General features: G+C 60.6%; 7 protein-coding genes and 2 pseudogenes. 1 reads left to right on the forward strand and 8 read right to left on the reverse strand.

Features of this window, described 5'->3' with window-relative positions; translation table 11 throughout:
- The 7 genes and pseudogenes from Q0J60_RS01610 to Q0J60_RS01640 form a co-directional block, all read right to left on the reverse strand.
- Nucleotides 1-188 (reverse strand): annotated as a pseudogene (locus Q0J60_RS01610) (hypothetical protein); the annotation flags it as partial.
- Between the two features lie 147 nt (nucleotides 189-335).
- On the reverse strand, nucleotides 336-1,613 hold the full coding sequence (locus Q0J60_RS01615; protein ID WP_294438450.1) for a 1-deoxy-D-xylulose-5-phosphate reductoisomerase: 1,278 nt from the start codon (nucleotides 1,611-1,613) through the stop codon (nucleotides 336-338).
- 407 nt (nucleotides 1,614-2,020) lie between these two features.
- Nucleotides 2,021-2,953, reverse strand: coding sequence for a phosphatidate cytidylyltransferase (locus Q0J60_RS01620; RefSeq protein WP_294438457.1), 933 nt, complete (start codon nucleotides 2,951-2,953; stop codon nucleotides 2,021-2,023).
- Between the two features lie 75 nt (nucleotides 2,954-3,028).
- Nucleotides 3,029-3,808 (reverse strand): isoprenyl transferase, encoded by a 780-nt coding sequence (locus Q0J60_RS01625; RefSeq protein ID WP_294438451.1) that lies wholly within the window; start codon nucleotides 3,806-3,808, stop codon nucleotides 3,029-3,031.
- A gap of 100 nt (nucleotides 3,809-3,908) precedes the next feature.
- Nucleotides 3,909-4,466, reverse strand: a complete 558-nt coding sequence (gene frr, locus Q0J60_RS01630) for a ribosome recycling factor (RefSeq protein ID WP_294438452.1) — start codon at nucleotides 4,464-4,466, stop codon at nucleotides 3,909-3,911.
- Between the two features lie 130 nt (nucleotides 4,467-4,596).
- Nucleotides 4,597-5,316 (reverse strand): UMP kinase, encoded by a 720-nt coding sequence (pyrH, locus tag Q0J60_RS01635; RefSeq protein ID WP_294438453.1) that lies wholly within the window; start codon nucleotides 5,314-5,316, stop codon nucleotides 4,597-4,599.
- 236 nt (nucleotides 5,317-5,552) lie between these two features.
- A complete protein-coding gene (locus Q0J60_RS01640; RefSeq protein ID WP_294438454.1) occupies nucleotides 5,553-7,157 on the reverse strand; it encodes a S1C family serine protease in 1,605 nt (534 codons plus the stop codon).
- Nucleotides 7,158-7,666: 509 nt separating this feature from the next.
- Here Q0J60_RS01640 and Q0J60_RS01645 point away from each other — a divergent pair.
- Nucleotides 7,667-8,440 (forward strand): dimethylarginine dimethylaminohydrolase family protein, encoded by a 774-nt coding sequence (locus Q0J60_RS01645; protein ID WP_294438455.1) that lies wholly within the window; start codon nucleotides 7,667-7,669, stop codon nucleotides 8,438-8,440.
- A gap of 214 nt (nucleotides 8,441-8,654) precedes the next feature.
- Here Q0J60_RS01645 and Q0J60_RS01650 read toward each other — a convergent pair.
- Nucleotides 8,655-8,930, reverse strand: a pseudogene (locus tag Q0J60_RS01650) (DUF917 family protein); the annotation flags it as partial.

The raw sequence follows: 8,930 nt of genomic DNA on the forward strand, positions 1-8,930 counted from the left end.
CATGCCGCCTCGCGCGCCCACCTCAAAAGGAAGCCATACATGACGACCGCGCCAAAAATGGGAATGCATCCGACAATTCCCAACAGCAGCAAGATGCCGAACCATTTCGGCGTATGGACGATGTCCGCCATCGCCTGCTTAAGGTACGCGATGCCGCCCTTGATGCCGCTCGCTTGCGTTTGATCCATGAATATCCCTTCGCTATCGGCAATGCATCCGACGTCGTTACAACCTCGTATTGAACAATCGTGAAGATGGTACCATGCGACACCTTTTCAGGCCTGCCGCACAGCACGCCGACCGATTACCGTTGCCAAGAATTTGACAAAAATTGCCTACTTCGCGCGTGCCTTCAAGAACTCGCGCGCTTCCGAACGCGCCCAGGCATCCACTTCGGCCAGCTGGTCCAAGCTCTCAACCACCTGCACACCCTGCGCTTCGTGACGATTCATGACGTGCTCCACGCACGCATCGATGTCCAGATAGCCGCATGCATCCTTCAAAAACGTCGCCACGGCAACCTCGTTCGCGGCATTCATGGCGCACGGCAGCGTGCCGCCCGTACTGCCCGCATGGCGCGCCAGGGCCAAGCAGCGGAACGTTTCGGTATCGGCGGGATAGAACTCTAGGCTTCCCAGCTTCGTGAAATCGAGCGGCTCGACCGGCGCATCCCAACGATCGGGGTAACTCAGCGCGTACTGGATGGGAATACGCATGTCGGTGGTTCCCAGATGTGCCTTCACGCTGCCGTCCGAGAACTCCACCATGGAATGGATGGCGCTCTGCGGCTGCACGACCACCTTGATGCGGTCGTAGGGCATGTTGAACAGGTGGTGCGCCTCGATGACCTCGAGGCCCTTGTTCATGAGCGTGGAGGAGTCGATGGTGATCTTGGGACCCATGTGCCAGGTGGGATGCGCAAGCGCCTGCTTGGAAGTCATGTCCGCCAGCTCGTCGCGCGTCTTGCCGCGGAAGGGGCCGCCGCTCGCCGTGACCCACAGCGCCGTGACCTCGGCCGCACGCTCCCCCATCAGGCATTGATAGATGGCGCCGTGCTCGGAGTCGATGGGCATGAGCGCGCCATGCATGCCGGGCGCATCCACCATGCCTGCTGCGCGCCCCGCCACCTTGCCCACGCTCACGCACGCATCGTCAAGCGCCGCCTGCGCCGCCGCGAGCTGCACGTCCACCTTGGCAGCAAGCGGCATGATGAGGTCGCCCGCCACCACAAGGCTTTCCTTGTTCGCCAGCGCCAAACGCTTCCCGCAGGCCAACGTCTCGTACGATGCGCGCATGCCGGCGGCGCCCACAAGCGAGTTCACCACCATGTCCACATCGTCCATACGCACAAGCTCCAGCAGGCCTTCCTGACCGAAGCCCACGCTTACACCATCATGGATGTTCGCCAAGCGCGCATCATCGCGCAGCGCCTCGTTGCCGAACGCGATGTGGCGCACCTTGAACTCATGCGCCTGGGCGATGACCGCATCCACGCTCGAGTTCGCGGCAAGACCGACCACCTCAAGCTTGTCAGCATGGCGGCGCACCACATCGAGCGTCTGCGTGCCAATGGAGCCGGTAGACCCAAGAATAACGATACGAAGCTTGGACATGGCGAAACCTTTCATGGACCTGCTGCATCACGAACACTGCGAATTCTTACGCTGCAGAATTATAAGCAATATAGAGCGATTGAAACATAAGCGATAGCAGTAGCAACATTCCGCCTGGACAGAAAAACGCAACTTCGTGGACGTTTTTTCGACTTTCCCGGAAGGCTAAGTTCGTTGCAAGAGAAAACCTTACCCTCTCTGCGAATTTGCCCATACGTTTTCCCAGCTCAGATTCAATCTGGAAAATTGCTCCGTTTTTTTAAAACAAGAAGACAGGGAAGGGCACGGCAAAATGCGGTTTTGCGGCGCTGCGAGCCGGGAAACTTCGTTTTTCGTCCACGAATCAAGGGATTGCTGGCGTAAAGCTTTGCGAATAAAAGGGATCCCAGCGCATACGGAAGAGTCTGTTACGCGAAAACATACGGGATGCAGCCGCCGTAGACCAGCAGCACGCCTGCCACGGCGCTCACCAGGAACAGCGAATCGCAGCGGTCGAGCAGGCCGCCGTGGCCGGGCATGATGGTGCCCGAATCCTTGACGCCGGAATTGCGTTTGATGCGGCTTTCCGCCAAATCGCCCAGCACACCGAACAGGCCGCACACCACGCCGAACGCAGCCGCCTGCGGCAGGCTCATGTTCACGCCGGGGATGAATGTAATCAGGCACCAGATGAACACCGATCCCATAAGACCCCCGAAGAAGCCTTCCCAGCTCTTCTTGGGAGAGATGCGCGGCGCCATCTTATGCTTGCCGAACTTGCTTCCCACCAGGTATGCGAACGAATCGTTGGCCCACACGCTGAAGAAGATGCCCACTACGAGCACGCCTCCCCAGAATCCGGGCACGCCCATGCGCACAAGAATCAGGCTCGAAAGAAGCAAGCCGGTGTACGCGGCGCCGAAGAACGACACGCCCACATCGCCCACGCGGGCGCGCATCCAGAACACGTACCATACCAAAAGCGCGATGAGTAGCGCCCCGGTCACCAACAGCGCGCCCGTGAGCCCCAGCTGCCACACGCTGATGGGATAGGCCACGGCGGCAAGAATTCCCAAAAGCTCGTTGGGAAGCTTCGCGTCGGAGCGCAGCATGTAGAAGAATTCGCCCGCACAGATGCCCGCCACGGCGCACAGCATGATCACCGTGGAGATGTCGCTGAGCAGCGCGCAGCCCACCGTCACCGTGACGTAGACGACGCCGGTGCGAAACCTCACCTGGATGTCGGACGGATGCTTGAATTTTTCAGGCGTCTTGTCGTAGACGAAGCCTTTGGCGGCGTCCTTCTTCTCGACCGCCTTGGCCTTGGTGTTCTCGTATGCCGCCTGAGCGCGCTCGCGCATGGGGCCTTTGGGAGCCTCCTCCGGCGAGGCCTCCTCAATGGGGTTTTCTTCTATGTCGCGTGTCTGCGTCAAGCGTTACACCGCCCCGAAACGACGCTCGCGCCCCTGGTAATCAAGCAAGGCGCGCAAAAACTCATAGCGGTTGAAATCGGGCCACAGCACATCGGTGCAGTAGAACTCGGAATACGCCATCTGCCACAGAAGGAAATTGGAGATGCGCATCTCGCCCGACGTGCGAATGACCAGGTCGGGGTCAGGAATGCCGGCGGTATACAAACCGCGTTCGAAAATCTCTTCGGTAAGCTCCGGAAGCTCGCCGCGCTCCTCGCCCTCGATGACGGCGTAGCGCATGCATGCTTTGGCCGCGCGCAGGATTTCCTCGCGTGCGCCGTAGTTCACCGCCACAAGCAACGTCATGCCGGTGTTGTCGCGCGTCTGCTCCCATGCCTTGTCGAACGCCTCACGCGTCTCCTTGGGAAGCGCGGAGAGGTCACCAATCGTGCGCACGCGCACGTTTTCCTCGTCAAGGCCGTCCACTTCGGCAAGCATGGTCTTGGCGAACAGGTCCATCAGGCCCACGACCTCGTCCTGCGGACGCTTCCAGTTCTCGGTGGAGAACGAGTAGATGGTCAGATAGCGAACGCCCACGTCGTGTGCGCAGCGAATGGTCTCGCGCACCGCCTCGATGCCCGCCTTGTGACCCTTGAGCCTGTTGAGCGCACGCTTTTTCGCCCAGCGGCCGTTGCCGTCCATGATGACGGCCACATGCTGCGGCACGCGCTCTTCGATGAGCGCGTTGGGGTCAAGCCCCGCAGGGGGGTTGGGGAATACGTCGCTTAGCGGTTTCAGATACATGCACAACCCTCCTTGGGGAATCGAGATGGGCCCTTGATAAAGGGAGTTCCGCCATTCAGCTGAACGGCGGAACTCTACGATGGAGATTTAAGGCTTCGCCTTAAATCTCCATGACTTCGGCTTCCTTCTTCTTCAGCATCTCTTCGACCTGAGCGATGTACTTGTCGGTGAGCTTCTGCACCTGCTCCTCGGCGCGACGGGCGTCGTCCTCAGGAATCTCGGAGTCCTTCTTGCCGCGATCAATCTTGGCGTTGGCGTCGCGACGAGCGTTGCGGATGGCGATGCGCGCCTCCTCGGAGAAGGTGCGGCAGTTCTTCACCAGCTCCTTGCGGCGCTCCTCGGTGAGCGCGGGAATGGGAAGACGAATCACGGAGCCATCGTTGGAAGGGGTGATGCCCAGGTCGCTGGCAAGGATAGCCTGCTCAACGCCGCGCAGGATGCCCTTGTCCCACGGCTCGATGACGATCAGGTGCGCGTCGGGCACCTTGACGGCGGCGAGCTGGTTCACGGGGGTGGGCTGGCCGTAGTAGTCCACGCGGATCTTGTCCAGCATCATCGGGTTGGCGCGGCCGGTGCGCACGCTGGAGAACGCCTCTTTGAGGTTGTCCAGAGCCTTGTTCATGCTGGTTTCGGCAGCGCTCATAATCTCGGCGGTCATCGTTTTCCTCCTTGGTTCCAACGCGCCCCGCCCTTGCGAGGCGCGATACGGTCAATCAGGCGAGGCAGCCGCCCCGCACAAGCAGCCGGATGGGAGTCGGTCGAACCCGGCGCCCATCCGCAACGAATGGTTAGTACACCAGTGTGCCCACGTTTTCGCCCTTGAGGATGCGGGCGATGTTGCCGGGCACCGTCATGTCGAACACGAGCAGCGGCATCTCGTTATCCTTGCACAGCGAGATGGCGGCAGCGTCCATGACGTTGAGCTCCTTGGTGAGCACGTCAAGGTAGCTAATCTTGTCGAAGCGCTTGGCGTCAGGATTGGTCTTGGGGTCGCTGTCGTAGATGCCATCCACCTTGGTGGCCTTCATCATGCAGTCGGCGTCGATCTCGCAGGCGCGCAGCGCAGCCGTGGTATCGGTGGTGAAGTAGGGGTTGCCCGTGCCTGCGGCGAAGATGACCACGCGGCCCTTCTCCATATGGCGGATGGCACGCAGGCGAATGTAAGGCTCGGCCACCTGGCGCATCTCGATGGCGGACTGGACGCGCGAGGCCACGCCGTGTCGCTCCAAACCGTCCTGCAGAGCAAGAGCGTTCATGACGGTTGCCAGCATGCCGATGTAGTCTGCCTGGGCGCGATCCATGCCGTTGGCGCTACCGGCGACGCCGCGGAAGATGTTGCCGCCGCCCACGGTGATGGCAACCTGAACGCCATCGTCAACGATTTCCTTGATCTGCTCGGCAAGGTCGGCGATGACCTTCGGATCGATACCGTAGCCGGCATCGCCCATCAGGGCCTCGCCGGACAGCTTCAGCAGTACGCGGTGATACTTGTAACCTTCTGCAGGCATGAACTTCACCCTTCTCATCGAATCAGTAAGCCATTCTTATGTATATTACGATAACCGCAGCCCCGCGTCCCGCGCGAACGCCTCATTTTTCGCAAGTTCACCCAAGAGAGAACCTTCGCGCGCATGAAAAAGGCGGCCTCCGAAGAGACCGCCCAAGGAAGAGGCGCAAAAGTGCAGCGCTGCGCGTTCAGCAAGATGTGCCTGCGCGCCTTGCTGTCGCGGCGTAGCAGAGCCGTCTAGAAGCCAAACGGGAAACCGTAGCCATCCTGCTCATCGCCGTAGCCATACCCGTAACCATAGCCATTGCCGTAGCCGTAGGCGTCAGAGTTGTTCTCGGTGGTGCCCAGCGTATCCTCGTCATCGCCCATCGTGACGGAAAGCGTCTGGTCCTGGCCATCGCGGTTCACCACGACCTCCACCGTATCGCCCGGATTCTTGGAACGCACCATCAGCTGCAGATCGGAAGCGCTGGTCACATCCTGGCCGTCGAACTTGGTGATGATGTCGCCCTTCTTGATGCCGGCGGCGTCGGCCGCGCTGTCGGCGTAGACGTTGGCCACGTACACGCCGCTGTCAACGGGCAGGTTGTAGTACTGCGCCATCTCGGGGGTGATCTCGGTCATGGACACGCCCAGCTGCGCATGGGTCGGGGTCTCGCCGTTCATGATCTGCTCGGCGATGCCCATGGCGTAATCGATGGGGATGGCGAATCCGACGCCCGAGCTGGAGCCCGAAGTGGACTGGATCATCGAATTGATGCCGATGAGCTTGCCCTCGCTATCCACCAACGCGCCGCCCGAATTACCGGGATTGATGGTGGCGTCGGTCTGGATCATGTTCGGGTAGATTACCGTCTGGCCGGTCATCTCGTCCTGCATGGTGCTTGAACGCTGCAGCGCGCTCACCACGCCGGTGGATACGGAGTTCTCAAGGCCGAACGGGCTGCCCAAAGCCATGACCCACTCGCCCACCTCGAGGTCAGAGGAGGAACCGATTTCCACCGCGGTAAGCCCAGTCGCATCCACCTTGATCACGGCGATGTCGCTGGAGGGGTCGGAGCCTACCAGCTCGGCGTCGTACTCGGTGCCGTTGACGGTGGCCTTGATGGCGTCGGCGCCCTCGACCACGTGGTTGTTCGTGATGATGTAGCCATCGGAGGAGACGACCACGCCGGAGCCGAGGGAAGTCTGGGTCAGCGTGCTGTCATCGCCCTGGCCGGGCATCTCGAAGCCGAACATCGACTGCGACTGCGAAGAGGCGTTCTGATAGATGTCAATGCTCACGATGGAGGGCAGCACCTTGTCGGCCACGGCCTCGGACAGCGTGGCGTCCTCGCCCTGCACCTGGATGGTGGTGTTCGCGCCGGAGGTCGCGGAGGAACCGGAATCGTTGCCGCCGCTGATGGCCTGCCAGCCGGCGAATCCGCCGAGGCCGAGCACTACCGCAAGAGCCGCGCCCGCGAAGCTTACGCCGAAGCGCTTGGCAGCGTCGTGGCTGCCGGGCTCCTTCTCTTTAGGCTGCTTGGCGTGCTGGGCCTGAGCGTGCTGAGCGTACTGCTGATACACCTGCTGCTGATAGGCCTGTTGAGCCGCCCGCTGCGCCTGGGCAGCCTGCTGGGCGTTGTAGGCACCGGTCGGCTGCGCAGGAATCTGTTGAGTGGCGTAGGGCGCCTGAGGCTGAGCAGATTCCTGGCCCGACGTCGCGAAAAAGTGCTGGGGATGCGCAGCGGCGTCCTGCTGGGCGGGTTGGGCGGGCTGGGCCGCCTGAGCGCCCGAATCCTGCTGCGTGGTGTCGGCATGTGGCATGCCGGTGGACTGGATGTTCTTGTTCTCTTCGGTCATGTCGATCACTCGCTTTCCGGGAGGTCCTGCCTCCCATTGCGGGGCGCTCACCTTGCGCCCCTCGTTTCATCTCGCAGAGAACTTTACCACCCGTAAATTATTAAAATCGCCTGATGAGGCCTTCGTAACCTCTGCGTCATCAGAGATACGCCGCCTGACGTACGCCTATCACAATTCCAACACAATTCACCAAAATCCAAGTTGAAATGGGACGTTACGTAGCGTAGTCGGCTTCCGGTTGAGCTCTCCAACAACGCGACGGACTTCGCGACGTTGCTCAAAGCAAGCAGGGCTTGTTAAGGATTTTACGCCGTCTCTTCCCCGCCGTCAGATACAATCACTTTAGAGATGGAGAGAAAGCTGCATCTCGAAAGTACGGCCTCGGCATGCGATCCAGCGGCAGGCCACCGTGCGGGTCTAGAAAACGCCAGCGAACTGGGGCGACACGCCGCAGTCGTCTGGCAAACCGAATGCATGGCGCGCTATCGTCATGCAAGAAGGAGGCAAGCATGTTCTTCAAGAAAGCCATCGTACGCCGTCCACCCAAATCCTTCCCGCTCGCCTATCAGGGCGCACCGGACCACGCCGCACCCGATTATGACCTGGCAATTCAGCAGCACGACGCCTATATCGCGGCGCTTGAGGAATGCGGCTGCGAAGTGACCGTACTGCCGCCGGTCGAGCATCTTATCAAGTCGGTGTTCGTGGAGGATCCCGTGGTCATCACGCCGAAAGGCGCCATCATCACCAATCCCGGCCTCGCCATTCGCAACCCCGAGAAAGACGCCATGCTCCCCACCATCAAGGAGCTTTTTGACGACGACCACATCGCCTACATCGAGCTGCCCGGCACGCTCGAGGGCGGTGACGTCATGATGGTGGAAGACCACTTTTATGTGGGCAAGTCCAATCGCACCAACCAGATGGGCGTCGACCAGTTCATCAAGATTCTGACCGACTGGGGCATCAAGTGCGAGGAGGTCCCGCTGACCACCGTACTTCACCTGAAGACCGGTGCAAATTACCTGGACAACAACCGCATGATCGTGTCCGGCGAGTTCATCGACAAGCCGATATTCGACTCGTACGACAAGATTATCGTTCCCGATGAAGAGATGAACGCAGCGAACTGCCTCTGGGTGAACGAGACCATCATCGTGCCCAAGGGCTACCCCACCATGCTCGAGGCCATGCAGAATCTGGGCTACAAAACCATCGTGGTGGATATCTCGGAATACGAGAAGCTCAACGGCGGCCTTTCGTGCCTGTCCGTGAGATTCTAGAGAACCCTGATTGACAACTAGACAAGGGGAGCCCTTCCAAGTACTGGAAAGGCTCCCCCCTTTTCATCTTCTTTCGCTTTTGCGCTTCATCGCACAAGAACGCATATGTCTCTATGCATCCGATCGCCTCTTCGCTCGCATCGCGAAAGGGCGGCACCGAGCAAACCCTCGCAGGCATCGGATTCCATCGTGATGCCCGTGGTCGGGGACAGGTTTAACGCGCTCGCTCCTCTACCGGGATGTATTCCACGCCCTCGTAGCCGAACACCTTCGGGCCCACGACGACCAGGCCTTCCGGCGTGCGCCACTGCGGCGCGCACGGGATGCCCAGCACCAGGGCGCGGCAGCCGTACTTGAGCGACTCGCCCGTGATGGGCGTGAGCGTCTCGGTGTCGAACATGGCGATGAGGTCGGGCGCTGTGCACACGGGCGCGCCGTCCACCTCAGCGATCAGGAATTCGTTTTGGAAGCGCACGTGCATGTCGCTTCC

The sequence above is a fragment of the uncultured Slackia sp. genome, from assembly GCF_944321625.1.
Taxonomy (GTDB): Bacteria; Actinomycetota; Coriobacteriia; order Coriobacteriales; family Eggerthellaceae; genus Slackia.